At 37.6% G+C, this 24,244-nt stretch carries 22 protein-coding genes and 1 pseudogene; 15 read left to right on the top strand and 8 right to left on the bottom strand.

Going from position 1 to position 24,244, the window contains the following annotated elements:
* Positions 1-24: 24 nt before the first annotated feature.
* The gene (locus A3GQ_RS25540; protein WP_051271190.1) at positions 25-1,116 is read right to left on the bottom strand and encodes a HesA/MoeB/ThiF family protein; all 1,092 of its coding nucleotides are present in this window, start codon (positions 1,114-1,116) and stop codon (positions 25-27) included.
* Positions 1,117-1,492: 376 nt separating this feature from the next.
* Here A3GQ_RS25540 and A3GQ_RS0104125 point away from each other — a divergent pair, with 376 nt between their 5' ends.
* The 3 genes from A3GQ_RS0104125 (at position 1,493) to A3GQ_RS27630 (ending at position 4,305) form a co-directional block, all read left to right on the top strand.
* Positions 1,493-2,881: a serine hydrolase domain-containing protein gene (locus tag A3GQ_RS0104125; protein ID WP_028775979.1), complete on the top strand. Its 1,389-nt coding sequence runs from the start codon at positions 1,493-1,495 to the stop codon at positions 2,879-2,881.
* An 80-nt stretch (positions 2,882-2,961) separates the two neighbouring features.
* Complete coding sequence (locus A3GQ_RS0104120) at positions 2,962-3,492, top strand: hypothetical protein (RefSeq protein WP_028775978.1); 531 nt, start codon at positions 2,962-2,964, stop codon at positions 3,490-3,492.
* Positions 3,493-3,990: 498 nt separating this feature from the next.
* Positions 3,991-4,305: a hypothetical protein gene (locus A3GQ_RS27630; RefSeq protein WP_169818241.1), complete on the top strand. Its 315-nt coding sequence runs from the start codon at positions 3,991-3,993 to the stop codon at positions 4,303-4,305.
* A gap of 119 nt (positions 4,306-4,424) precedes the next feature.
* On the opposite strand, the gene A3GQ_RS0104110 is transcribed toward A3GQ_RS27630, so the two are convergent.
* On the bottom strand, positions 4,425-5,201 hold the full coding sequence (locus tag A3GQ_RS0104110; protein ID WP_028775976.1) for an arylamine N-acetyltransferase family protein: 777 nt from the start codon (positions 5,199-5,201) through the stop codon (positions 4,425-4,427).
* Between the two features lie 146 nt (positions 5,202-5,347).
* Between A3GQ_RS0104110 and A3GQ_RS0104105 the strand changes: the two genes are divergently transcribed.
* Both A3GQ_RS0104105 and fumC read left to right on the top strand, forming a co-directional pair.
* A complete protein-coding gene (locus A3GQ_RS0104105) occupies positions 5,348-5,620 on the top strand; it encodes a hypothetical protein (RefSeq protein ID WP_028775975.1) in 273 nt (90 codons plus the stop codon).
* Between the two features lie 194 nt (positions 5,621-5,814).
* Positions 5,815-7,275 (top strand): class II fumarate hydratase, encoded by a 1,461-nt coding sequence (gene fumC, locus A3GQ_RS23345; RefSeq protein WP_037463952.1) that lies wholly within the window; start codon positions 5,815-5,817, stop codon positions 7,273-7,275.
* Between the two features lie 88 nt (positions 7,276-7,363).
* On the opposite strand, the gene odhB is transcribed toward fumC, so the two are convergent.
* Both odhB and A3GQ_RS0104090 read right to left on the bottom strand, forming a co-directional pair.
* Positions 7,364-8,596, bottom strand: coding sequence for a 2-oxoglutarate dehydrogenase complex dihydrolipoyllysine-residue succinyltransferase (odhB, locus tag A3GQ_RS0104095; protein WP_028775974.1), 1,233 nt, complete (start codon positions 8,594-8,596; stop codon positions 7,364-7,366).
* Positions 8,597-8,620: 24 nt separating this feature from the next.
* Entirely contained in the window at positions 8,621-11,449 is a 2,829-nt protein-coding gene (locus tag A3GQ_RS0104090) for a 2-oxoglutarate dehydrogenase E1 component (RefSeq protein WP_028775973.1), read from the bottom strand.
* Between the two features lie 625 nt (positions 11,450-12,074).
* On the opposite strand from A3GQ_RS0104090, the gene A3GQ_RS0104085 reads away from it, so the two are divergent.
* The 4 genes and pseudogenes from A3GQ_RS0104085 to A3GQ_RS0104070 all read left to right on the top strand — a co-directional run bounded on the left by A3GQ_RS0104085 (position 12,075) and on the right by A3GQ_RS0104070 (position 14,948).
* Complete coding sequence (locus A3GQ_RS0104085; protein ID WP_028775972.1) at positions 12,075-12,410, top strand: extracellular solute-binding protein; 336 nt, start codon at positions 12,075-12,077, stop codon at positions 12,408-12,410.
* 46 nt (positions 12,411-12,456) lie between these two features.
* Positions 12,457-12,634: pseudogene (locus A3GQ_RS28455) on the top strand (spermidine/putrescine ABC transporter ATP-binding protein); the annotation flags it as partial.
* Positions 12,635-12,836: 202 nt separating this feature from the next.
* The gene (locus tag A3GQ_RS0104075) at positions 12,837-13,751 is read left to right on the top strand and encodes a proline dehydrogenase family protein (RefSeq protein WP_028775970.1); all 915 of its coding nucleotides are present in this window, start codon (positions 12,837-12,839) and stop codon (positions 13,749-13,751) included.
* A gap of 414 nt (positions 13,752-14,165) precedes the next feature.
* The gene (locus A3GQ_RS0104070) at positions 14,166-14,948 is read left to right on the top strand and encodes an SDR family NAD(P)-dependent oxidoreductase (RefSeq protein WP_028775969.1); all 783 of its coding nucleotides are present in this window, start codon (positions 14,166-14,168) and stop codon (positions 14,946-14,948) included.
* Positions 14,949-15,232: 284 nt separating this feature from the next.
* Here the strand turns inward: A3GQ_RS0104070 and A3GQ_RS0104065 are convergent, their stop codons facing one another.
* Positions 15,233-15,481 (bottom strand): hypothetical protein, encoded by a 249-nt coding sequence (locus A3GQ_RS0104065; RefSeq protein WP_028775968.1) that lies wholly within the window; start codon positions 15,479-15,481, stop codon positions 15,233-15,235.
* Between the two features lie 262 nt (positions 15,482-15,743).
* On the opposite strand from A3GQ_RS0104065, the gene A3GQ_RS0104060 reads away from it, so the two are divergent.
* The 3 genes from A3GQ_RS0104060 to A3GQ_RS0104050 all read left to right on the top strand — a co-directional run bounded on the left by A3GQ_RS0104060 (position 15,744) and on the right by A3GQ_RS0104050 (position 16,785).
* On the top strand, positions 15,744-16,262 hold the full coding sequence (locus tag A3GQ_RS0104060; RefSeq protein WP_028775967.1) for a DinB family protein: 519 nt from the start codon (positions 15,744-15,746) through the stop codon (positions 16,260-16,262).
* Between the two features lie 172 nt (positions 16,263-16,434).
* Positions 16,435-16,593: a hypothetical protein gene (locus A3GQ_RS26630; RefSeq protein WP_156877535.1), complete on the top strand. Its 159-nt coding sequence runs from the start codon at positions 16,435-16,437 to the stop codon at positions 16,591-16,593.
* Positions 16,594-16,602: 9 nt separating this feature from the next.
* Positions 16,603-16,785, top strand: coding sequence for a hypothetical protein (locus A3GQ_RS0104050; protein WP_028775966.1), 183 nt, complete (start codon positions 16,603-16,605; stop codon positions 16,783-16,785).
* Here A3GQ_RS0104050 and A3GQ_RS0104045 read toward each other — a convergent pair.
* On the bottom strand, positions 16,782-18,089 hold the full coding sequence (locus tag A3GQ_RS0104045; protein WP_028775965.1) for a hemolysin family protein: 1,308 nt from the start codon (positions 18,087-18,089) through the stop codon (positions 16,782-16,784). The genes A3GQ_RS0104050 and A3GQ_RS0104045 overlap by 4 nt on opposite strands.
* A 167-nt stretch (positions 18,090-18,256) precedes the next feature.
* On the opposite strand from A3GQ_RS0104045, the gene A3GQ_RS0104040 reads away from it, so the two are divergent.
* The 3 genes from A3GQ_RS0104040 to A3GQ_RS0104030 all read left to right on the top strand — a co-directional run bounded on the left by A3GQ_RS0104040 (position 18,257) and on the right by A3GQ_RS0104030 (position 21,005).
* Complete coding sequence (locus tag A3GQ_RS0104040; protein WP_028775964.1) at positions 18,257-18,700, top strand: MarR family winged helix-turn-helix transcriptional regulator; 444 nt, start codon at positions 18,257-18,259, stop codon at positions 18,698-18,700.
* Between the two features lie 329 nt (positions 18,701-19,029).
* Positions 19,030-20,397 carry an MFS transporter gene (locus tag A3GQ_RS0104035; RefSeq protein ID WP_028775963.1) on the top strand — a complete coding sequence of 456 codons (1,368 nt, stop codon included), beginning with the start codon at positions 19,030-19,032 and terminating at the stop codon, positions 20,395-20,397.
* 224 nt (positions 20,398-20,621) lie between these two features.
* Positions 20,622-21,005: a hypothetical protein gene (locus A3GQ_RS0104030; protein ID WP_169818240.1), complete on the top strand. Its 384-nt coding sequence runs from the start codon at positions 20,622-20,624 to the stop codon at positions 21,003-21,005.
* Between the two features lie 86 nt (positions 21,006-21,091).
* Here the strand turns inward: A3GQ_RS0104030 and A3GQ_RS0104025 are convergent, their stop codons facing one another.
* Both A3GQ_RS0104025 and A3GQ_RS0104020 read right to left on the bottom strand, forming a co-directional pair.
* Complete coding sequence (locus A3GQ_RS0104025) at positions 21,092-22,882, bottom strand: IucA/IucC family protein (protein WP_028775961.1); 1,791 nt, start codon at positions 22,880-22,882, stop codon at positions 21,092-21,094.
* On the bottom strand, positions 22,879-24,240 hold the full coding sequence (locus A3GQ_RS0104020) for a lysine N(6)-hydroxylase/L-ornithine N(5)-oxygenase family protein (protein ID WP_051271256.1): 1,362 nt from the start codon (positions 24,238-24,240) through the stop codon (positions 22,879-22,881). Before A3GQ_RS0104020 ends, A3GQ_RS0104025 begins: the two co-directional genes overlap by 4 nt.
* Positions 24,241-24,244 lie beyond the last annotated feature (4 nt).

Genomic DNA, 24,244 nt, shown 5'->3' with positions numbered 1-24,244 from the left:
ATCAAACTGCCGATACACTAAGTACTATTCACAAAGAGGGCATCTGTTCCTACTCGTTTTTGGTTTTATTTCAACAAATGATGATTCTAACGTATGTAAATCGAGGATATATCTATGATTGTATAGTCGTGATTCAGAAAAACCAGTTAGATGTTTCATGATTTCTAAAACACCCAAACTAGCTACAATCGCATTATAGGGATCAATTAAAGCGCCTTCGTAACGTTGATTAATAAATTGAACTATGGGATGAGTTTCTAATGTTTTCTCTGGCATACTACAATCAAAGCAAAGCGTTTTTCCTGGAACAATCAGCGGACCACAAACCTGTGTAGTCATAGAAGTGCCAGCAGTTAGAAATGGGATGCTCAGTTGATAGCTAGCTTCATTCATCCAGTGCGTTATTTTTCCTCTAGGAGTATCTGCTGCTAGTAAAACAATATCAGAGCCTTGGGCGATCTCTGTTAAGTCTTTAGTTGATGTAATTTGACGTTGGAAAAAATGGTATTTTGTTTGACTGTTTATCTCTTTCGCTCGTTGCTTAGCAACTTCGACTTTCTTTTTTCCTACATCTTGCTCGTGGTAAAGTATTTGCCGACTGAGATTACTTAGATCAACCGTATCAAAGTCACAGGCTGTAATCGTACCCACACCCATTGCAGCAAATGCATAAAGTGCATAGGAGCCGACTCCTCCAAGACCAACAATAGCAACATGCGAGCTCTCAATTTTTTTTTGTATTTCATATGCATTTTTATATCCATTTGTCATTCCGGAAAATAAAGAAATTTGTCTAGCATAGCGTTCTTTACTCGAATCAGAAATAATATGATTCAGATCAATTTCTGTCTGATCCACTACTAAAGAATATTCTTGAAGTGTTTCGATAAGATCAGATAACTCTTCTTCATCCATCTCATATCCGTTTGATAATAAAAATTTATAAATTTCATTGGTTGTATATTCTCCGGTCATTAACTTCATTGCTGCTACCTGAACATTATCTAAAGACTCCAATTCAATTAATTCATGTGATCGGATTATGATTTGCCCATCTATTGTATTTCTAGCATATAAATGTTTGGAGAGCATAGGTTTTATGATTGATTTCTTCATAATAAAGGATCCACTCCTTTCCTACATCTTCAATAAGAAAGCAAGCTGTTCAGAGCTTGCTTTTTTCAATAAGTATGAGCTTTTTAGAATTTGAGACCTTCCACAATAACGGAAACAGCTTTGGTTTTTGAAGACGTTTTCACTTTTAGAGATTTTTTCTTCATATTCGTCACCTCCACTATTTAATATTCTTAATAGTATATTAAATAGAATCAAAAGAAAAGCTTTTATTTAGAAAAAATATATTTCTTTTTATTATTAATATTTAGAATGATGGTTTATATAAAGCGCTATTTACTGTTTATATTCCGTTTAAAAAGCGATTGTAACATATTTAAGAAGAGTGAATGAAAAACAAAGAATAAGGAGAAAGAATATGAAGAATTTTAGAAGAGTAGAGTGTTATTCATTTCGCTATGAACATTGGCAAAAACGGTTGAGCGATCTATGTAAAACCTATCGCGTACCAGGAGCATCACTTGCTGTATTAGTAGATGGGAAAATTCATTCATTGGCTAATGGGGTGTTGCATAAAGGAACAGGTGTAGAAGCGACTACCGATTCGTTGTTCCAAATTGGATCGATCTCGAAAGTATATACGGCTATCTTGGTGATGCAGCTCGTTGATTCAGGAGAGTTAAAGCTAAATACACTGGTGAAAGATATTTTTCCAGAATTAAACATTTTTGGTGCTGAAGCGATTACGATTCGTCAATTATTCAGTCATACCAGTGGTCTAACTAGTGATTATACAATAGACACCGGACGTGGGAATGATTGTTTGGCTCGTTATGTCAAGGCGTGTAGCGATTTAACCTTAGATAGTATTCCAGGAACGATCGTTTCTTACAGCAGTGTTGGATACAATGTTTTGGGTCGAATCGTAGAGGTAGTGACAGGTCAGTCTTGGGATGATGCTTTAAGAGATCGGCTCCTCTCACCACTTGGACTCACTCACACTGTAACATTGCCAGAGGAAGTTTTACGTTTTCGATCAGCGATGGGACACTCAGGTGAAGATGGTCAAGAACCAGAACCGATGCCATTTTGGAATCTTTTACCACGTTCATCCGGGCCGAGTGGTGGAGCATTGTGTGCTACTGCTGCTGATCTTGTTCGATTGGCTCAAATGCATCTTGAAGGTGGTGTAACGTCTGACGGTACTCATATATTGACAGATGAATCGGTCATAGCGATGCAACGGCTGGAGATGGAATCTCCTGATAAGTGGACATCAGGAAATGAGGGATGGGGACTTGGCTGGATGATATACGATTGGGGCGACATTCCAGTATTTGGTCACGACGGAGCGACAATTGGTCAGAACGCATACTTGCGTATTGCCCCTGAAACTGGTGTTGCCATTGCACTTGTGACCAATGGGGGAAAATCAAATCTTCTTCATTCGATGCTCTTTCAAGAGCTGTTTTGGGAAATAGCTGGTATAAAAATACCAAACAAGCCATTTTTACCGCTACCACAACCTCCTACAGTAGATATGACACCATATGCAGGGACATACAAACGTCAAGGCCTTGACATTACGGTATTAATTGATGACAATACTCCATATTTGATATACAAAACGGTGGATGGAAGAAAAGACCCAGCTCCTCCGCTAAAAATAGAACTGATACCAGTAACTACAACCGTTTTTGCTGGGGCAGTTCCAGGTCAAGATTTTATACCTGTTGTATTTTTGCCTTTACAAGATGGCACTATTTATTGTTATCTTGGAATGCGAGCAGCTCCAAAAATTTCGTGAATAGAACTTACAAAACAGTGGAAATTTATAATATAATGAGAGGCAAGAAAGACCCCATCTAATTCAATCAAGGAGTTAAGGTGACCGACAACATCAACGGTCAGGATTGGCGCCGGAACCTGTTCATGAAGGTGACTGGAAACATCATCACTGCGAGTGCTGTTCGTAAAACTTCTTCTCAGAAAAAGGAGCAGGAAGTAGAGCGAATCAGCAGCTACACATGGACGAGGGTTACCCCTACCATGCAGGAGATGATGATGACTGAAGTAGAAGCTCACTACCGCATTCGTCAGATGGAGTTCTACGAGCAGCTGAAGGAAGTCAACAGGACTGCCTCTCGGTATTCTTGGAGCAGCTGGAATGTAGAGGTTCTGCGAGACATTCTCGAGATGGCGACCAACCATTGGTGTGCCGAATGCCACCAGGCTAGCCAGTTCGAGGGCATCGGTGTACAGAATCTCAAGAGTAGCTCTCAGGCCGAACTCTATCCGAACCGGTATCGCGAGAATCGCCGGAAGGCCCAGATTGCGAGGCATACGGCTACTATCCTCATGGGGATTTGCAACCGGCTGGCCGAACTGATCGAACAGGTTGAAGGGGCGAGGGGGTAACCTCAAGCTATTCCTGAAACACACGCTTGACGTGTATGTGTAATGGTACTTCATAGATACAGTACGCAACACATACTAGATGGATGTGACAGAGTTGGTTGATCATAGTTAGATCAAGCCAATACTCTGTCCCCGGTAATTAGCTGAGAAGCTTAATAATAAATAGATGAATGTAAAGAAAACTCCTGTATTCCAGAGGAGTTTTATCTTTTAGAAGGATACGTGAAAATAGGGAGAGATAACTAGAAAAGGATAGAAGGAAAGAAGATTGAAATTTCTGTTTTTTTGAGACAATCGATAACTCTTATTTGTCTCTTGCATGAATTGTATCTCTTATTTTTAAAATACGATAACGAATTTATCATTAAAAATAAGTGGGGCCGTTGTCACTCGAACTTTCGAGTGACAACGGCCTGTGTACAGGGCGGATCCCCTTACAACTTCTTGAAGGGATCCTTGTGCACCGTCGACTGGTACTCATGCGTGCCGGCAGGCGAGTTGGTCGACTTGATCAGCCTGCTGGTGCTGGTCGCCGGCCTCTGGATCGTCCGCGTGTGGCGAACCCTCGACACGTTCCGCTTCCTGGGGAAGAAGATCTTCTTGAAGACCCAAACGAGGAAGATCACGACCGCGAGGATGAACAGAGACACGAGGAACAGCACGAGCCAGTTCCAGGCGCTCGGCTCTCCGTTGTTGTTCCAGATGAACACCGGGTACCAGTGGCTGGTTCCACCCGAGTACGATCCACGGGAAGCGAACCCACCGGACCTGCCGGATCCGCCGCGTCCGCCGCGTCCCGCCACTTTAATATAAGTAGAGGGGCACAAAAAAACTCTTCTTGTATAGAAGAGTTTTTAATATTTTAGTGGATATGTGAAGATTAAGGTTAAGAAGGAAGAATGAAATAAGTTTTGTATCTCGTCGTTTTAAGGTCACATGCCAAAATACTGTTCGAGATGACTTTTAAAGCTAGTTTGGTCTATTTTTGTTTTTGTAGGCGTTCCATCAATCCATTGTGTGAACGATGTATTTGTCAATGTTACATTTCCTCTATCGGTTAGTCTTGTGATTAAGGGGTTTTTATTAAATGTTGATTTTGGATGGTCAGCAATAATGTTCTGGATCTCTTGAAATTCAGATATATCTGTTATCGTTTTTTGTGAATCAAAAGCATAACCTATTCTCCAATCTTTATCTTTGTATTTTAATTTTTGTTCAAAAATATAATCACCAAGTTCTGTTTTCTTTTTCTTGACTCGGAATTCACCATTACTCGAAACAACTACTTCTCCAGTTAACGGGACGGGTTTTAATGGTAAATTTCCTCCAAAACCAGTATCGATTAGATAAGTTTGTCCATTATGGATGCATAGGATAGTGACATGGTTTTTCCCTAGTTGTTGGAAATGTTGGGCTTCATTATCGTAAACTACTCCGCGTGCGAGAAAGGCGTGAAATTCATTTTCAATCAAAAACAAATAAAAAAGAGAGTTTAATTCATAACACAGACCGCCTTCCTTTTTTACTAATATTTTGTGTATCACATTCTCTTCTGTGATATCGTATGTCTTTTTGTTCATAATGCAAAGATTTTCAAAAGGAATCGTTTTTGCTGTTTTGGCAAGCACATCATCCAATGTTTCAAATGTAATTTCTTGATGTTCTGATATCCCGATTCTCTTGCGAAATAATACGTTTAGGTTATTCATTCATACTTCCTCCAACATGTTGGTATTGTATTCGTTATTCATATTTAATCATAATTTCGTTTCTTTTTATTGATCATTAATAACGAGTTTGCATATTAGGATTGAAAAACAATAGAGAGGGTAAACCTATATAGAGGAGGGATAAGATGTTTACACAAAAGAAAGCTTTTCTGGCAGGATTCACTTTGTCTACGGTTGGTTTCGCAACCTATCTTTTATCGAACAAAACGAATCGAAGAAGAATCGAAAACAGAATAAGAAACTTTTTTGATCATGTCCCTGATCAAGATAAAGATCACTACAACCAAGATCTTCAAGCAAAAATAGGCAACCCGCATCCTCGCGATGAAGGGGATAATAATATGGTGTCCGAAGGGTCTATGTACTCTGTAAAGTATTATAATGAACGCAAAGATTAATGTTGATAAAAATGTAGTCAGCGAATGCGTGGGTACATACCTATAATAGAGACAAACTCCAATAGGAGAATTTAACTTGTAGATGTGAGTACCCTGCTTATTTAACGGTAGTATATAATGTTAAATAAGCAGGGTACTTATACTTTGTGAGAAATGGATAGAATCAAGAGTAAATGAGATAGAAGGAGTCATTTATGAAACACAAAGAAAATATTACATACAAAGCAGGAGACTTAGTAGAAGGAGATAAATATCGAATTGAAACAGATTCAATGGGACCGATAAAAGTATCCGCCGATCGTTTGTGGGGAGCACAGACGGAGCGTTCGTTGCTGCATTTTTCTATTGGAGAAGACCGTATGCCGCTGATCGTTAATCATGCATACGGATATGTGAAGAAAGCAGCAGCCGTAGTAAACAAAGAAGCAGGTATTTTGTCTGAGGATAAAGCTGAACTTATCATAAATGTTGCAGATGAAGTGATTTCGGGTCAACTGGATAATGAATTTCCTTTGTATGTTTGGCAAACTGGTTCTGGTACACAGACCAATATGAACATAAATGAAGTCATTTCCAATCGTGCGATTCAAAAGGTAGGGGGGAAGTTAGGAACGAAAAATCCCATTCATCCAAACGATCATGTCAATATGTCGCAGTCTTCTAACGATACGTTTCAAACCGCAATGCACATTGCTACTGTGCTCGAATTTTCGAATCGCTTGATTCCTCGAATAGAAGCACTGATCGATGTGATGTGGGAGAAGGCAGTAGGGTGGGTAGATGTCGTTAAGATCGGACGAACTCATCTTCAAGATGCTACTCCTTTAACGGTTGGCCAAGAGTGGTCTGGTTATGTTACGCAGCTAAAAGATGCACTGCAACTGATCAAAAATTCCATGTCTGGACTTTATCAGCTTGCTGCAGGTGGGACTGCTGTTGGTACAGGAATAAATACACTCTCTGGATTTGGTGTGAGTATTGCTGCCGAGATTGCCCGCCTTACGGAACATCCTTTTGTGACTGCACCCAATAAATATGCAGCACAAGCTTCGTTGGACGCAATGGTGAATGCTAGTGCGGCTTTACGATCATTAGCAGTTGCACTTATGAAAATTGCTAACGATATTCGTTGGCTTGGGAGTGGCCCTAGAGCTGGTATCCATGAGTTACAGTTGCCTGCAAATGAACCAGGGTCATCTATTATGCCTGGGAAAGTAAATCCAACACAAGAAGAAGCATTGATCATGGTTTGTATTCAAGTGATTGGTAATGACAATGCAGTTGCTGTTGCAGGTTCTCAAGGTAATTTTGAACTGAGTACAATGAGACCAATTATTACAAAAAACGTGTTGCATTCTAGCCTTATTCTAGCAGATGTATGTCAAAACTGGCGTAAGTATAGTGTAGAAGGAATAACCTTAGACAAGAAGGGCATTGAGAAATATGTAAATGAGTCACTCATGCTTGTTACATCTCTCAGTCCTGTTATCGGTTATGACAAAGCTTCCGCGATTGCCCATCAAGCGCATGCTCAAAGTATAACTCTTCGAGAAGCGGCTATTGCGAGTGGATATATTACAGAAGATGAGTTTGACAAAATCATTGATCCAAGCACGATGGTAGGAGATCCGCGAAAAGACTTGGGTTTGGTGTAACATTCAGGAAAAGCAAACAGGTCTACGAATTCATATAGGATTCGTAGACCTGTTTTATTTTAATAATGGTTCTCATCCATTGAGCAAATTAACCTTCCAGCAATAATAGCTCTGGCTCTTCTAATAACTTTTTAATCATTGCCAAGAAACCAACTGCTTCTCTACCATCTACGATGCGATGATCATAGGAGAGGGCAATGTACATCATGGGATGATGCTCGAGTTTATCTCCATCAACGGTTACAGGTCGTGTTTGGATCGTATGCATTCCTAAGATGCCCACTTGTGGAGCATTTAAGATAGGAGTAGAGAATAGGGAACCAAATACCCCTCCATTAGTAATGGTAAAAGTGCCACCTTTTAAGTCGTTCAAGGTTAATTTATTTGTTCGAGCTTTTTGAGCTAAAGAGGCAATCTGACGTTCTATTTCTACAAAAGTCAGGGAATCTACGTTTCGCACTACTGGTACAACAAGCCCTTCATCGTTAGCCACTGCAATTCCAATATCATAGTATTTTTTATAAACAATCTCTTGATCATCTATTTCTGAATTGAGTATTGGGAATGCTTTTAAGGCCCCTACTACTGCTTTGCTGAAAAAGGACATGAACCCAAGATTTACTTCATGTTTATCAAAGAAAGATTGCTTTCTACGTTTGCGGATATCGATAACCTTTGACATATCTACTTCGTTAAAAGTAGTGAGCATGGCTGCATTATGTTGTGCTTGTACCAAGTTCTTTGCTATAGTCTGTTGTCTACGAGTCATTCGCTTGCGTTCTTCTGGTTTCGTTGGATCGCTAGTATTTGTCGCATCTTGTTTTGCTGGTGTAGGGGTAGGTTTTGTTTCTTGTCTTTGTTCTTGTTTACTACTTGATTCCACATCTTGCTTTGTTAGTCGTCCTGATTGGATGTCATCTACATGAACGCCTTTTTCTCTTGCTAGTTTTCTCAATGCTGGAGAAGCTGGACTGATGTTTCTCTTTTTGCTTCCATCTTGCTTTTCTTGGTTCGAAGTTGTATCTTCATTTGTTGGAGCAGAAACGGTTTGATTTTCTGGTGCCGGAGAAGGAGCATCTTCACTAGCACTTTCATCAAGGTGAGCGATTACCTCACCAACTTCTACATTTTCACCTGATTGTTTTATAATTTTTTTAACTACTCCAGCTTGTTCTGCGGATACTTCCATATTTACTTTATCTGTTTCGAGTTCAAGCAGCACATCACCTTGTTTGACATGGTCTCCTTCTTTGACCAACCAATTGGATATTGTTCCTTCTGTAATGGATTCTGCTAAGTTTGGTACTTTTACCTCGGTCACGATTTACCCCTCCTGTTTATATTTTTATTTTTCTTGTCGCAGTGCTTCTTTTATGATTTGTAGTTGTTCTCTATCGTGTACATTGGCTTTACCTGTGGCTGGGCTGGATCGATCTGGCCGTCCAATATATCGAAGAGTAGTTGTACTAGGCAACAATTCCCGGATTCTTGGCTCCATGTATGTCCATGCACCCATGTTCTTTGGCTCTTCTTGCACCCAAACTATTTCTTGTAAATTTTTGAACCTCTGCAAGATGGCTGTTAGTTCTACATTTGGAAATGGATACAACTGCTCTACTCTTAAGATATGTAACCAATCCAGTTTTTCAGGAGAATCGGATGATACTGTTTCGACTTCTGCTGATAAGTCAATAGCTATTTTGCCACTGCATAGCACTAATCGTTTGACTTCATTCGTTTTTGATCCTAATCCTGATTCTTCTTTGATTACCTGAAATGAACCGGACTCTAATTCAGAACTAGGGGAAATTGTTCGTTTACTTCGAATCAGACTCTTTGGAGCCATTATGATTAAAGGACGAGCTTCTTCTTGGCCAGTAATAGCTGCTTGACGTCGCAAAATATGAAAATATTGAGCAGCACTCGTCATGTTAGCAACAACCATATTATTTTCTGCTGCTAATTGTAAGTAACGTTCCAATCGAGCGCTGGAGTGTTCAGGACCTTGTCCTTCATATCCATGAGGTAACAATAACACCAAACTAGACTTTTGCCTCCATTTTGCTCTGCCAGCTGAAATAAATTGATCCATGATTACTTGCCCGGCATTTGCAAAATCGCCATACTGAGCTTCCCAGATAGCAAGTGTTTTCTCAGCAAAATAATTATAGCCGTATTCAAAACCGAGTACGGAAGCCTCTGATAAAGGACTATTATGGATTGCAAATGCTGCCTTTGCTTGAGGAATCGCATGAAGAGGACAAAAGGTTTTTCCTGTTTTGCTATCATGCAATACGAGATGACGGTGCGCAAATGTTCCTCTTTCTGTATCTTGTCCAGTAAAACGGATCGCAGTCGCATCGTTTAAAATAGTCGCAAATGCCAATGTTTCTGCTAGAGCCCAATCTACTTTTTCTTCCTCATTTAATAAATGGATCCTTCTGGATAACATCCGCTCCAGTTTGGGATAGGGAGTAAAGGTTTCTGGGCGTTCTAATAATGATTGGTTGATCGCTTGAAGAGATTCAACTGGAACTCCAGTATGGATGGATGGGAGCTCTACACCTGATCCAGATGGACTTATCAATTCGTCTAAGAGTAAATCTTGATCGGTTTGCATTTTTTGATATGCTGCTTGAAGTTTATCCTTGATTTTTTCTCCCGATTTTTCGATTATGTCTTGTGGAATCAGATTTTCTGAACTCAGTTTTTTAGCATACTGTTCACAAATACTTGGGTGATTTTGGATGATTTCATACATTAAGGGTTGTGTGACAGTGGGATCATCCATTTCGTTATGTCCAAATCTCCGATATCCAATTAGATCAATCAAAAAGTCTTTTTGGAAACGAGTGCGGTATTCAAAAGCTAAATGGATAGCTGCAAGACATGCTTCTGGGTCGTCTGCATTTACATGAATGACAGGTATTTCAAATCCTTTAGCTGGATCACTAGAATAAGCAGTGGAACGAGAATCATAATGATTGGTTGTAAATCCAAGTTGATTGTTCGCGATAATATGAATCGTACCACCTGTGCGATATCCTGTTAACTGGCTGAGGTTTAATGTCTCTGTTACTACCCCTTCTCCAGGAAATGCAGCATCACCATGAATAAGCAAAGCCAATCCTTTTGTCGTATCGTGTATGGGATAACCTGCTTTGCTTCGATCTTCCTGAACGGCACGCGTAAAACCTTCTACTACAGGATTAACAAATTCAAGATGGCTAGGATTATTTGCTAGTGTTAAATGTGTGTGCAGTGTATTACTACCATCTATATCTCGATCTCCACCTAAGTGATATTTTACATCTCCAGTCCATCCATAGTTAATGCCCATTGATCCTTCAGAAGGCACCACTTCTTTATTTGTAGAATGATGAAATTCTGAGAAAATCTTCTCATATGGTTTTCCAAGCACATGAGCTAAGACGTTCAATCGTCCTCGATGTGCCATACCCATCATCACATGACGAACACCTTCTTGGTTACTTAGATTGATTAATTCATCCACCATAGGTACTAATAGATCTACCCCTTCAATGGAGAATCGCTTCTGTCCAGTAAAAGTTCGTTGAAGAAACTTCTCAAATTCGTCTACTTCCATCAATCTGTTTAATAAATTCTTTCGTTTTTCGGTCGAAAAATCAGGGTAAAAAGACCGTGATTCTATTTTTGAATAAAGCCACTCACGTTCTTCTTGCTGATGTACATGGCTGAACTCAAATGCTAATGATTCAGTATACACACGTTGTAAATGCTGAATGACATCTAAAGCTGTTTTGATGGTATGGGATGAACCTGTCCAAATAATATCTGCGGGAATTTGATTTAAATCCTCTTCCCTTAATCCATATTTTGCAAAGTCAGGTAGAGAAGGCTCTTTTTTGGCCAAAGGATTTAGATTTGCAGACTGATGACCATATGTTCGGATGTATTGTACCATTTTTTCTGCAGATATCACTTTTCGTAAATCAGTAGGTGAAACTACATTTGTTTGACTATCAGGTGATGGTTCGGTTGGAGACCCCCACTGTTCAAAAAGCTCTTTTAATGCAGGATCCACTGATTCAGGATCTTTGGTGTATTGCTCGAATTGACCGAGTATGTACGCTAAGTTAGGACCATACAGATCGTCCCATGGTAATTTCTCTTTGTCTTTCAGTTTCGGCATCTGGTATCTCCTCCTACTGTTCCTATTATCTTTCCTCCAATTTATTAATTTACCAAATGTAAACCAATAATCTTTCCTATAAGCGGAAGAAATTTAACTTGAAGTGATTACGTTTCTTTCCATTGGTATTCCTATTTTATTATACCTAATACCAGAAGCTTTGAATTGCCCAAAAGCTTCCCTTTTATTGTAATATACATTTCTCGATGATTGAAGAAGTATTAAATTTTTCATTAAGAATATTGAATATTAGAAATAAATAGCCCATATATACCATTTTAGAGAGAACAATGAATATTGTTTTAAGCAGAAGTTGATTTGCTCTAATACATAGAGGGCGGTCTAAAAAGGGATAAAATGAAATTTGTAATTTATTTTTTACTGTTGTTTTTCATTTGATATATTTCCTTCTTAGACTTCGATACTTTTATAAAACATACTATATCTCTTCATGATGTAATCACTTCATAACCTAGATTACTAATATAAAATATATATTTTAATTATTTAAAGCGTAGGATATATATCAAGAAGTGGTATTTGTTGTAGTATCAGTTCAAATGAGATTTAAATAGAAGATGTAATAGAGTGAGAGACGGCACATTATGGTGGGCCGGTATGGGCATTGAAGGATCAAGGTGTCCCCATGGAGTTTGTCATACCAAAAGAAGGTTCCATTGGTGCTGGTAGTTATTGGCACATCGTAAAAGGTTCAGCTAATAAAGAACTTGCGTTAAAATTTCTAGATGAAGCGATCAGCGAAAAAGCACAACAAGGAATTGCTGATCAACTCTATCTAGCCCCTGTCAATAAAAACGTAAAGCTATCCGAAAAAATCGCATCTAGAATGCCTTTTGGCAAAGATGGAAAGTTGGATGATCTGTATTTTTCTGATTACAATCTCATTAATAAAAATCGGGAAAATTGGAACGAACAATGGAATAAACAAACCGGACAATAAAGGGGGGAGATAGACGATATCTTCTTCTATCATTTAACTAAAAGATATAACGAAGCTTTATGGAGATCATCCTACGGTATATTACGTTTCACTTGACATTCACCAAGGGGAGTTTTTATCTATTCTAGATCCGAGGATGTGGAAAAACAACCACTTTGCGACCAGTAAATACAGTATTTCAAAACTATGCATTGTTTCCTTATATGACCATTTATGAAAATGTGGATGTTTTTCAAGCTCCAGCGACGATACGAGATATTACGTATGCAGGTGCGAAACAAATTGTTCAAGTAGAAAGCTTTAAGCAACCGATTACGATTCATGCTTCTCATGAGAGGTTACAAGATGCTTATCCTGAGAAAGAAGTAACCATCACGTGGAAAAAGGAAGATCATAAAATTTTAAGGTGATTTGGGGGAATCATCCATGCTAGCAGATGTTTCGAAAAATGTTTTTCTCCATGTATCACGAAATCAATTACTTAATAAAGCTGCTAAAAAATGGGGGCTCCGATTTGGAGCCAGTCAAGTTGTAGCTGGTACTAGTATTGAAAGTGCCATGAGAAAAGTTAGGGAATTAAACGAGAAAGGCTTGGTCTGTACGCTGGATCATTTAGGGGAATTTGTATCAAGTCGTACAGAGGCAATAGAGGCTACTGAATATAATATTCAAACTTTAGAAGCTATTGCGGAGAAAGGATTAAATAGCAATCTTTCTGTTAAAATGACACAGCTTGGGTTGGATATTGATAAAGATTTTTGTTTGGATAATATGCGCCAGATTTTAGAAGTAGCAAATAAACATAACAATTTTGTTCGGATTGACATGGAGGATCACGCACACTGTCAGATTACCCTTGATATTTTAAGTGAACTGCGTAAAACCTATGATAATGTTGGTACCGTTATACAAGCATATCTGCATCGAGCAGAGCAGGATATAAATGATTTACAAGGAATTTCTCTACGCTTAGTAAAAGGGGCATACCAAGAATCCCCTGAAGTAGCTTATCAAGAGAAAGCAAAAATTGATGATAATTATATGCAAATAATTAAGGATCATATGTTAAGTGGTAGTTATACAGCGATTGCTACCCACGACCATCATATCATCGATAAAGTAAAAGCGTTTGCAAAAGAAAATCATATATCGCGAGACCAATTTGAATTCCAAATGTTATATGGTTTTCGTACCGAACTGCAACAACGTTTAGTGCAAGAAGGGTATAAAATGCGAGTATATATCCCTTTTGGGGTGGATTGGTTTGGGTACTTTATGCGTCGATTAGCTGAAAGACCACAAAATATAGCGTTTGCTTTCAAAGGATTCTTTTTCAAATAAAATACACACAAGACTTCCGAGTAGGGTTTGCACACAAAGAAGTCTTTGTTTTCTTTTATTGTTACTAATATCAAAATCGAATGAGTCAAACTAGAAGAAACATGAAAAAGGCGATCGATTGACCGCTTTTTTTGTTTATGTGGAACCATTGACTATTCTAACCTAATCCCTTTAAACATATTTCGTTCATTCGATGAATGATGGAGATGCCGAACGCAGTAGAAGTTACAGCTCTACCAAGAAAAGATTCAATTATAATGATGTAAGATACCATGTGGACATAGTAAGTTTGGATTGATATCTTAAAAAATCTAATTGATTTTGATAAAAATATATAAATTTCACACCTCTTTGCTATGATGGAAGGAGAGATCTGTAATCGTTTTTTTACTTTATGGAAATGGAGAGATGATCATGGATTTAGGGTTAACAGGAAAAGTAGCACTTGTAACAGGTGGTAGTAGAGGGATTGGACTAGAAACAGCGATTCATCTGGCACAAGAAGGAGCAAAAGTAGCAATTTGCGCTAGAGATCAAGCACAATTGGAGTTTGCAGTAAAACATATTGAAAAAACAACAGGCGGACAAGCGTTTTATATAGTAGCAGATATGAGTAAAAAAGAGGATTGCCAAAAAGCTGTCGAACAAACAGCGAAATACTTTGGAAGACTAGATATTTTAATTAACAATGCCGGAACTTCTGCTGCACATGCATTTGAGCAAGTAGAGACAGATCTATGGCAACAAGATTTAGATCTAAAACTGTTTGGTGCCATTCACTGCTCCCGACATGCACTTTCTTATATGCGTCAAGTAGAAGGTGGCTCTATTGTTCATGTAACTGCTGTAATAGCAAAAACACCAACAGCGTCATCCTTGCCTACCACAGTCAGTCGTGCAGCTGGTATGGCGCTAACCAAAGCCATGAGTAAAGACTTAGGACCAGATAATATACGTGTAAATACGGTTTGTATTGGGTTAATTCGGAGTGATCAAATTGAAAAACGTTGGAAAAAACAAGCACCAGAACTAAACTGGGAACAATTTTCTGCCAAACCCGAGCATCATATTCCGCTTGGTCGGATTGGCGATACAGCAGAAGCGGCAAAAGTGATAACCTTCCTAGTTTCTGATGCGGCATCTTATGTTACAGGAACTTCTATAAATATTGATGGAGGTTTGTCTGGGGTTTTGTAGGAATTGTGAAAGAATAGGATGAAAAAAATCATTTTGAAGTACCCTGTTTTTGTAACTCTTGAACGGTTACAAACTTACATCTCCTTTTGGTTAAAATATATAATATCTCTTCGACTACCTGTCTTGCTTGAGCGGCATCAGCGTACATAAGGTGTATAAAAATGATGGAACCCAACCAAGGATAGCGATGGTATGGATGATCTTTGTTTTCATCATTCACCTCAATAATATATCGAGTTCTCTAATCTTAAGATGATGAAAGAACATATTTTACATTTAAACTCTTATAAATATTTGCTGATATCCCGTAATGTGAATTCTTCTGGAATAGAATGGCTTTCATAGAAGGATTGGAATATTTTTATGGTACTAGATGTATCCAAAACTTCATTTTCTTTTGGGTTTTTGCTTTCTATCATGAATTTATTCATGAGATTGTTCAGCCAGCTTTGTTTCTTCCTTTGTTGAATTTTACCTAAAATATAGTGATAATAATTGTTTTCTGTAATTTTTCGATATTCTACGATTTGCAACTGGTTATCACCTAAACATTGGACATAACTTCCTGTTTGGTCTTCTAAAATACAAAATGTTTGCTGAGTTTCATCCATGGATTGAATATAAGTAAAAATAAAATCAAGCGATGGATGATACTCTGTTTTTACCTCATGATGTATTTCGTATTGAAATTTAATTTTTCATTTCTCCTTTCGCTTATTTGTTTTTTCTACTTTTCTATTATACAAAGAAGTGTACAGTCTCTCGAACTCTTTTAATGAAGGAGAATATTCTATTATGAACAAAAAAGTTTTGAAGATATCTTCGTTAACAGGATATCCAGTAGAAATGGGTCGATGGTTATGGGCTCTTGAGGATGTACGCCGTACACTCCTTTTAAAATTAACTGGAATCAATCAAAAAATCCTTGATACAAATAAGGATGGCAGGCAATCCATCGGATCTTTGCTCTACCATATTGCTATGATTGAGGCTGATTGGTTGTATGAGGAAGTGTTATGCAAAGAATGGGATTCGCAGATAAGCGCTTTATTTCCATTCGAGGTAAGTACGAAAGATGGTTCATTGACCCACATACAAGGTCAAAGTTTAGAAGAACATGTGGATCGCCTTCAAAAAGTTCGTGAAGTATTTCTCGCATCTTTTCGCTCTATCGATTTAGAAGGGTGGCGTAAACCGAGGATACTTGATCAATACAATGTTACACCTGAGTGGGTTGTTTATCATTTAATCGAACATGAATCCCACCATAGAGGTCAGATCTTTCAAATGTTAGGTCAATTACAAAAGGAATAATTCGTTTTGGAGAATGGAGAAAATTCGAAAAAAATACTAGATAAATCTACAAAATACATCCTTTAGGTGAATTTTATAAAAGATGGTACAAATATAGAAGGTAGAAATTTTTGTTTGTTTTCATGTAAAATACAAGCAAGTAGCTAGTGGTTTTGCGAGTGAGGAGAATGGGATGTCAAACAAGATGCTCCTCGGCAGCATAATAGCTTTTTTTGTGTTGCTATTGCTGTCGGGTGGTTTTGATAGAGCAGGGAGGATGATCGGTTCTCTCGGTTGTGGAGTACTAGCAGCTGTTGTATTTGTGTTTGTCTATTTCACTGCTTTCAGGTGAAAAAACCTTGTGGTCAAACTTAAGGTTATTCAGTTTGGCCACAACTGCTATATTGTTCTTTATCGAGTGATCTCTCTCGTTTTAAACCAAATGGACATAAATCACTTCGAAACATGGATTTTTGCAGATGTACCTTTGGATGAAGAGATGGATACAAAAAAAGCATCGAATATTCGATGCCCTTTTTGTTAGTCGGGACTAGGAAGTTCCGTTTTTTTTACTAATATCCGTTCAATACTCTGCTTTCTAACTTTTTCAATCATAAACGTTGTTCCATTCCAAGTTAGCTTTTCCCCAACACTTGGAATTCTTTCAAATTGAGAGAATAGCCAACCACCAATAGTATCATTTTCCTCATCTTCAATTTGTAGATCAAAATATTTATTCACATCATCGATTAATAACCTAGCTTCAATCGAGACACCTTTCTCTGTATCTTGAAAAAAAGGTCGCTCATTGTCATATTCATCTTGTATCTCTCCGAAAATCTCTTCAATGATATCTTCTGTGGTCACTAATCCTGAAATGCCGCCATATTCATCTACAACAATAGCCATGTGACTTTTTTCTTTTTGCATTTGCATAAATGCATCTTTTACTTCGATCGTTTCAGGAATAAAGTGAACAGGACGCATCAAAGTTTGGATAGATACATTTTTTTTCTCTTTTACCATCGCTTCAAAGAAATCACGAAGCAATACAACTCCTATAATCTGGTCTTTATCCCCATCGTAGACTGGAAATCGTGTAAGTTTGGTATGGAGCATTGTTTCCAAATGTACTTCCGGAGATTCGTTTGTATCTAAGCCTACTATTCTCACACGAGGAACCATAATTTCTCGAACGACGCGATCTGCAAATTCGAAAACATTATCAAAAAGGGTGAGCTCTGCTTTATCAATGATACCACTCCGATGGCTTTCTTCTATGACCATACGGATTTCTTCTTCTGTGTGGACTTGTTGGTGATCGTCCTGAAGTTCAATCCCTGCCCATTTGAGAATTTGATTGGCTGAACCATTAAGGGCAACAATAAATGGTTTAAATATGACATAGAACCAATGCAATGGAGTTACCGTCCATAAGGTTGTGGATTCAGAACGGCGAATAGCTAATGATTTTGGCGCCATTTCGCCTAGGACAATATGCAGAAAGGTAATAATGGAAAAAGCAATGACAAACGAGATTGTATGATTTATCCACGCCGGAAGATGAAAATAGTGGAATATAGGTTCTAAAATCTTTGCAAGCGTAGGTTCTCCAACCCAACCCAATCCGAGAGAAGCTAGCGTTATCCCAAGTTGAGTAGCAGAGAGATAGGCATCCAAATTTTTTAAAACAAGTTGAGCTCTTTTTCCTTTTTTGGTCATGATTTGAGCGATACGAGTGGAACGAACTTTAACAAGCGCAAATTCTGCTGCGACAAAGAAACCATTTAGTAAAACCAGTACCATTACCAAGAGTAAGTTTAAAACGGTTGATGTGACTATGTCCATTTTCTAGATATGTCTCTCCTAGTTTCAATTCTTTTCTTCTACTCTTATCTTACACGAGAACAGCAAAAAATAAAAATCGAGTATACATCTAGATAGTTGACAACTCGACTATGTAAATGTATACTCGATTTAAAGTTGAGTAGTCAACTAAATAAGGAGAAAATTCAATGGAACAAAAAGAAAGTGTTGCAAAGTGGATTTCTGTATTACATCGACAATTTCAAATCTATCTCAATCGAGAATTAAAAGATTATGATGTTCACTCATCTGAATACATCTTTTTAGTGAATCTGCATGAAGAAGATGGAATTTCACAAGAACAACTGTCATCCAACCTTTTTATTAACAAAGCTGCTACTGCTCGAGCAATTGGTCGATTAGAGAAACTAGGTTATGTAAAAAGGATACGTTCTCCAAAAGATAGTAGAGCCTATTTGGTTACATTGACTGCAAAAGGATTGGAAATGCGTACGTTCATTAAAACTAAATTAGCTTATTGGTCTAGATCAATTTCGGTTGGCTATACTGATGAAGAGAAAAATGACATGACCCGGATGATAAAACAGATGTCTGGTAATGCACTTTTGGAGACAAGAGGAGAGGAACTGTAAATATGTAAATGTAGGGATAATTTCAATCCTATTTTAGATATAAAGACAGTCAGTACAGACGATAATTTTAAATATACCTCTAAGTGTGGCGGTGTTTGCTCATGATTTGATTCGATCTATATGCTACTTAGCAGAACAGCAATCCGATATTGTTCATTGATCTGAGTCTGGTCGACGTGGACACTTTGCAGCATTAGAAGTTCCTGAATGCTTATTCAAGACATACAACACTATTTTTATTCGATTTGGTAAAAACATCAAAGTAAAAAAAGGGAGTGATGATTTTTGAGTATTCCTCTCTTTTTAACCACAACATGGAGGTTTTGAGTATGGAAACCAAAGTTTCAGAACATACTGGCGAAATATTGATGCGCATTGTTATGTTTACCGTGATGCTATCCTCGATGAGTGTTCTTATGTTCATGTATGTACTTCCACAGATTAGTAAAGAATTCCATCTTTCTATATCGCAAGTCAGTTGGCTTTCTTCTTCTTATGGGATTATTTATGCGATTGGGACCGTGACGTATGGAAAGTTAGCAGATCGTTTTAAATTGAAGGATTTGCTAACAGTAGGTATCATTATTTTTGCGATAGGATCATTGATAGGATTAATTTCACAGACATTTTGGATGGCTCTTGTCGGTAGATGCCTACAAGCTATAGGAGCTGGTACCATTCCTGCTGTTGCTATATTAATCCCTATACGTTATTTTTCCCCAGAAAATCGAGGGAAAGCATTGGGGATGATGGCGGTAGGACTTGCTTTAGGAGGTGTGTTGGGTCCAGTTGTATCTTCGTTTATTGCGAGCATGGTAGATTGGCATTGGCTCTTTGCTGTTTCTTTGCTGATCTTGTTTACGCTACCTTTCTACAGAAAATATTTAAATGAAGAAGAAGAAAAAAGTCATGATAAATTTGATTGGCTAGGTGGCAGTTTATTGTCTATCGCTATTATATGTATCATGATCAGTGTGACCAATGGAGTATGGTGGTTAGCAATAGTAGCTATTTTCATGATGTCCATTTTTATTGGAAGAATACGTGTCACCAAGAATCCATTTATCTCACCAAAATTATTTTTGAATAAGGCATATACTCTCCATATTATTCTTGCCTTTCTTATTAATGGGATTGGGATAGGCCTATATTTTTTAGTTCCCTTATTGTTAACAGAGGTACAAAAATTTCCTGCTTCTTGGGTCGGCTTTGCGATGGTCCCAGCTGCTGTGGCATCTGTTATTTTGGGGCGTGTAGGTGGGAAATTAGCAGATACGAGAGGGAATAAAAATCTTTATTTGATCGCTGCAAGCTCTTTATTCTTATGCTTTATCCTACTTTCTACATTTATTGAAAGTTCGGCATGGTTCGTCGCTATGTTTTTAGTCTTTGGTACTGTTGGACAATCATTCATGTTAATCGTATTGTCCAATTCTACCTCTCAAACTCTTCCAAAGGATCAAGCTGGATTGGGAATGGGGCTTATGCAGATGTTTACTTTCATTTCGCAAGGAGTGGGGACCGCAATATTGAGTAGAGTTTTGGATAATGGATCAACTGTATTTTGGAATCCATTTACTTTCGCAAATAATGGGTATATCTTTAGTAATATCTTTTTAACTTTAGCGATTTTGCATGTTCTCTTGTTTCTATTTTATTATTTCCGAGTTCGTAAAGCACAATCATCTGCTATTTAAATAAATAATGTACTTTGGTATCTAACTTTGCTCACTTAGTAAGAAAATGAAGTGAATTCAATTATTAACTATTATATAATTGAATGGTAAGGATACATTCATTTCAGATATTTTTGTAAAGTGAGAGGGAGTTAGGATGAACAAAAAAATCAAATTTAGGTGTTTTTCTTCTCTTTGCGATGTTGTTTTTTGTTACAGCTTGTAATGTTGGTGGGAAAGGAAATGTGGAAGCAGAAATAAAACAGGTGATCGAACATAATTTACAAACCATGAATGATGAAGATCTTTCCGGATATATGGATACGATCGCAAAAGATGCGAATCCAGAAGGGTATATTCAAACGGAAAATGCAATGAAGCAGTACTTTTCTGAATACGATTTGAAAGCAACAATAAAAAGTTTTAATATTGTTTCTGTATCAGAAGAATATGCTGTAGTAGAAGTAGAGCAAGATACAATAAATAATAATAGTGCTCCTTTTAAGGATAATCGTATGTTAGCGGAACACACTTTAGTGAAAGAAGATAATCAATGGAAAATAAAATCCACCATTTTGAAATCAAGAAAACAGATCGATAAATCTGGAGAAGTAATTGGTGATCTATAGCGTTTATAATAGAGTACAAATAGAAAAGAGACCTTATTTCATTGGAGAGAGGTCTCTTTATTTTTATCTCATTTTCGGTGTATCAACTAATATTTGCTCAATATATTGTTCACAAAACCATACTCAGAAGCATGAGGTCTGTCTTCTCCATTTTCATAACCATCATCCAACATGCGATTACGATTTAGACAGAGTTTGGTAAATTTAGGCCGGAGTAAATCAAACAAACGATAGCGATCTTCCCATTCTGGAAAACGATTTTGGTAGTCTAAAATAACTTGACGAATATTTCTCCAAAATATAGCTTCTGAGTAGGAGTGATGCGTTTCTAGAAGATCGGATAAATATCGCATATGACAGATAAACAGGCCTGTAAAAATAAATTGGCAAAGACCTTCTGGATTTTCACTACGAAGTATTTTTTTTAGAGCTACAGGGATGTCAGCAAGCTCAGGAAGGGCTTGTTGGCTTATATTGACATCATCTACAAAATCTTTGATAGCTAGTCGATACGGTATAGAATCATTCAATACGAGGATGGTATTTTGTCCATGCGGTGAAAATACTACACCGTAACGGTACAAATAATGTAATAGCGGATGAAGAATAACTGTAAATAAACGATTTAACCATTCATCCCATGATAATCCTGATTGCTGCTGAAGTTTGGTTATAAAAGGTATTCCTTCTTTATCCACATGCAAGAGAGAAGCTAGGGTTATGGGCTTCTCTGCTGGATTTAAATAGGAATAAATGCTTTCACGCCAGATACAGCCTAACAATTCCTGATAATGATAAGGAACATCCTCCATAGAAGAATAATAAGGATGATCATAATTAATACTTGCGATCTCACCTGGTAGAATGACACGGCATTCTGTGTTTAAGAAGGTATCTTTTTTGTGAATATTCGTAATATAAGATGTGATTTTTGGTGCAAGTACAGTGCGTTCATTTGGCAAGCCACGGTATACCAAAGTATTTAAAATACTCATTGGCAATTTAATATGATGACGCTTTTTCTCGTTTTGGTTAACAAAGGTTCGGATCGACTGCTGCGGAAGGTAATGATCTTTACCAGTACCAAGATAGATAATATATTTCTTGGCTAGTTCCTCTGCGAAAAATGGAATGATATAGTTATCCCATTGCCAGTCGTGAACCGGCAACATGTAGTAGTTTTTCGGATCTACTTTTCGTTGGATTAATTGTTCTTCGAATAGCGTAATTTGCTGCTCATCTAACTCCTCTTGGATTAGACCACGATAAGTCATCCCATCGATTGCCTGAAAATCAGCTCTTTTTTTATGGACACCTATCCAAGCGAGTTGGATTAATTGTTTTTGTTCGGGGGCATAAGCTAGATAATCTTGATAACCAAATCCAATTCTCCCTTTGTTGTAGGTAATCCAAGGATGTCCATCCATTTCTCCTTCTATTTCACTGTATTCCATTTGAGTAAGCGATTGCTCTTGATGTTGCTTTTGTTTCCAGATATGTGCATCTGCAATAAGGGTATGATTGTATTCTCGGATAAGATGAGCGGTCGTACTAGATGTCATGCCAATGGTACTTTGCAGATCTAATATAAATTGAATCGGATTGGTCGCTTGGGTAGTAAGACCTGAATGATGACGTCGAATAGATTCAGAGAAAACATGATAACTATCAAATACCCTCGATTTTGCCTCGAATGTATAGGTGACTTCATTCTTTAAGGTGAGCTGATAAACAGCGATACTCTCTCTGGTGTCTATACATTTAGGTGTGATGATTTCTTCATACATAAATTCTGCAATCATTTTTGTAAGCAAATTACGAGATACAGTTACCCATGTTTCAGCTGAGAGAATAGAACTGATTTTCTGGTTGTTCATGAATGACTCTCCTTAACTTTGGTTTCTAGAGGTATACCAAATTGTTGGAACACAGTTTTATGGGAGACAGGGTAAATGGTTTTTCCGCTGATACTATTAATAATAGTGGCGTTTCGATATGAACCAAGTCCAAGATCAGGTGAACCAACACCGTGACTGTGTAGTTCATTATTTTGAACAAAAATAGAACATTCAGTCTCTATTTGCAGGGCCAATCGGTAATCACGCTGAACCACAAATCGTTTTTTTTCATCTGTACGTATTAATGTTTTCAATTCAGTAATACACTTTGGTATTTCGCGTTTATAACCTGTAGCACAAATAATCAATTCGCTTTCGTGAGTAAAGTTTTTATTCTCTTCTTGATGGAAACAAGATAGTCGGAAATGTTTTTCTTCATCATGAGATATTTTTTTTATCTGTTGGATCTCTACTTGTGAAAGTAGACAAACAGGGACTTCGTTATTGCATGAGGTACGCTCGTATAGAAGGTTGTAGATGTCAGAAATTGTTCCTGCGCTTATTCCTTTATATAAAAGATCTTGTTTTTGTAATCGATTATCTCTTTTTTCTTGGGGAAGAGAGTGGAAATAATCGATATAATCAGCTGAGAAATGTTCTAAACCTAACTTAGAGTATTCCATGGGAAAAAAACCTTCAGAACGAGTAAACCAATCCAGGCGATAGTTATACTGATCTTGTTCTTGTAACAGAGAATAAAAAACTTCAGCTGCACTCTGCCCAGATCCAATCACAGTGATGGATTTTGCTTCTCTGCAGCGGTTACGATGATAGAGAAAGGATGCAGAATGAAAAAATTGATCAGAATCAAGTGATTGAAACGATGGTCCAAGTTGTGGTGTACTTCCAACACCGATTACTATGTTTTTGGCCTTATATATGGTTATGCTCCCGTTTTTTACGTCTTCTACTTGAACAGAAAAGTAATCTTGCGATCCTTCTTGATGCCATGTTATTTGGTTAACCCGTTGACCAAAGCGACAGTGAGGTAGTTGTTTGGATACCCACTGGCAGTAGTGATTGTATTCCACACGTGGAATATGAAATTGCTCAAGGAAATAGAAGTGGTACAGTCTGTTTTGGGTTTTTAAATAGTTCAAATAGGAGTAAGGACTTGTTGGATCAGCCATTGTAACTAAATCTGCAAAAAAAGGGACTTGTAATGTAGTTCCGTTCATTAGCAATCCAGGATGCCATTCAAATCGATCGTTCTGATCAAAAAATAAGGAAGTTATCTGTTCTACCTTTGTTAACATACTAGCCAATCCAAGATTAAAGGGACCAATCCCAACGCCAATGAGATCCAATATCGAAGAATTGGAATTTGCTTCTTTCATGGTA

It is taken from the genome of Shimazuella kribbensis DSM 45090, assembly GCF_000428065.1.
In the GTDB taxonomy this organism is placed as follows: domain Bacteria; phylum Bacillota; class Bacilli; order Thermoactinomycetales; family Thermoactinomycetaceae; genus Shimazuella; species Shimazuella kribbensis.
The sequence above is the reverse complement of the archived record's forward strand: the minus strand, read 5'-3'. Positions and strand labels throughout refer to the sequence as shown.

What these genes read in the sequence shown, in the direction of transcription:
- A3GQ_RS0104110 (WP_028775976.1), bottom strand. Translation starts at nt 5,201, where the DNA reads ATGAATAACCTAAACGTATTATTTCGCAAGAGAATCGGGATATCAGAA.
- A3GQ_RS0104090 (WP_028775973.1), bottom strand. Translation starts at nt 11,449, where the DNA reads ATGCCGAAACTGAAAGACAAAGAGAAATTACCATGGGACGATCTGTAT.
- A3GQ_RS0104035 (WP_028775963.1), top strand. Translation starts at nt 19,030, where the DNA reads ATGGAAACCAAAGTTTCAGAACATACTGGCGAAATATTGATGCGCATT.
- A3GQ_RS0104020 (WP_051271256.1), bottom strand. Translation starts at nt 24,240, where the DNA reads ATGAAAGAAGCAAATTCCAATTCTTCGATATTGGATCTCATTGGCGTT.
- A3GQ_RS25540 (WP_051271190.1), bottom strand. Translation starts at nt 1,116, where the DNA reads ATGAAGAAATCAATCATAAAACCTATGCTCTCCAAACATTTATATGCT.
- A3GQ_RS0104025 (WP_028775961.1), bottom strand. Translation starts at nt 22,882, where the DNA reads ATGAACAACCAGAAAATCAGTTCTATTCTCTCAGCTGAAACATGGGTA.
- A3GQ_RS0104070 (WP_028775969.1), top strand. Translation starts at nt 14,166, where the DNA reads ATGGATTTAGGGTTAACAGGAAAAGTAGCACTTGTAACAGGTGGTAGT.
- A3GQ_RS0104060 (WP_028775967.1), top strand. Translation starts at nt 15,744, where the DNA reads ATGAACAAAAAAGTTTTGAAGATATCTTCGTTAACAGGATATCCAGTA.
- A3GQ_RS26630 (WP_156877535.1), top strand. Translation starts at nt 16,435, where the DNA reads ATGTCAAACAAGATGCTCCTCGGCAGCATAATAGCTTTTTTTGTGTTG.
- A3GQ_RS0104075 (WP_028775970.1), top strand. Translation starts at nt 12,837, where the DNA reads ATGCTAGCAGATGTTTCGAAAAATGTTTTTCTCCATGTATCACGAAAT.
- A3GQ_RS0104045 (WP_028775965.1), bottom strand. Translation starts at nt 18,089, where the DNA reads ATGGACATAGTCACATCAACCGTTTTAAACTTACTCTTGGTAATGGTA.
- A3GQ_RS0104040 (WP_028775964.1), top strand. Translation starts at nt 18,257, where the DNA reads ATGGAACAAAAAGAAAGTGTTGCAAAGTGGATTTCTGTATTACATCGA.
- A3GQ_RS0104125 (WP_028775979.1), top strand. Translation starts at nt 1,493, where the DNA reads ATGAAGAATTTTAGAAGAGTAGAGTGTTATTCATTTCGCTATGAACAT.
- A3GQ_RS0104105 (WP_028775975.1), top strand. Translation starts at nt 5,348, where the DNA reads ATGTTTACACAAAAGAAAGCTTTTCTGGCAGGATTCACTTTGTCTACG.
- fumC (WP_037463952.1), top strand. Translation starts at nt 5,815, where the DNA reads ATGAAACACAAAGAAAATATTACATACAAAGCAGGAGACTTAGTAGAA.